We start from the raw sequence: 1,271 nt of genomic DNA on the forward strand, positions 1-1,271 counted from the left end.
GGGTATTGCGTCTTGGGTATCTAAGCTCGACTTTCTGACGAAAGCCCGGCGCGGGTTATTTCGGCAGGGGGCCGAAACTCCACGGGGGCGAGCTCGCCAAGAGGAGGAGCGAGACGTCGGCACCGGCGGGCAGGGCGTTGAATGTCGCCTCCGGAATGCTGATCGTCATCGTCTTGCCGTCGGGCGCGATCGTGCTGCCGTCCGCACGGATCATCTTGTTGCCCACCTTCAAAGACGGGAAGGCGTCGGTGGCGGGGAAGGGCCGCTTCGAGGTGACGACCATATTGACCGTATTGACCGTCGGCTTGCCCGACTCCGCAGTAGCGGCACCGGTCGGTCGCGCGGCAGCGGGTTTGCGAACGATCTTCAGGGAGTTGCCGTCGGAGGCGGGATCGTGGCGGACCACGGAAGCCATCTGGACTTTGGCGGCCATCATGGCCGACGGAGCTCTCGACGCGACCCGCAGGTTGGGATCTACCGTGGGGTCGGATTTGGACAGCATGATATCACCGATGTCGACGCTGCCGACGGTCTGGTTGTGAAAGGTAAAACGCAGCGCCGTGATCCGACTGAGATCCACGCCGGCCAGAGCGGAAAGCGGGATCTCGACGGTGCCCAGCACGGAGTGAAGGGTGGCCGGGACAACGAAGGGGGGCCTATCGGGGAACGTGTAGGTTTGTGAAGGCAGTCCGATCGGCCGGCTGATGCGCACGTCTTGGTCGGTCAGGTAGGTTGTCGAAGCCTGGCCGTTGCCGTCGATCAATCGCACGCCGTAGGTCATTTCACCCTTGTCGGAGGCGGGGAAGTCGCAAATCTCGCCGAAGCAGCGCAACGCGGTGCGGAACGACAGGGTCTTGAACTCGGACATGTTCTTGGCCGGACGGAAGTTCACCTGGAACATCCTGCTGCCGGTGTTTTCCGCCGACCACGACACGTTCGCCACCCGGGTTCCGTCATCGTGCTCTTTCCACCAGTCGTCGGTGCCGGCGGCCTGATGCACCACCTTGACGTTCCTCAACGTGGTATTGATGCCGGCATCGCTCTTTCCGGTCGGCTGCGAGAACGTCTCGAGCTTCTGTACGGTGTCGCCCACCGGTGCCGGGATGTAGCCCCGGTCGGCAATGGCGATGTCGAGAAAGGGTGAGGGAAGCGGGTTGGCCGGATCGAACTGGGCTACCAACGAGCGGTCGGCCTTGGCCCCGACCGTGCCGCGGAAGAACGGGACCAGGGTTTGGATCGCCGTGACCTGCTGGGGCTTCGAGCGCCCTTTC

General features: G+C 63.6%; 1 protein-coding gene. It reads right to left on the reverse strand.

What is annotated here, in order from left to right:
- Window positions 1-55: 55 nt before the first annotated feature.
- Window positions 56-1,271, reverse strand: a 1,216-nt coding sequence (locus tag FV220_RS25730; RefSeq protein ID WP_187273537.1) for a hypothetical protein, incomplete at its 5' end; no start/stop codon positions are given.

The sequence above is a fragment of the Methylobacterium sp. WL19 genome, assembly GCF_008040005.1.
Classification (GTDB): Bacteria; Pseudomonadota; Alphaproteobacteria; order Rhizobiales; family Beijerinckiaceae; genus Methylobacterium; species Methylobacterium bullatum.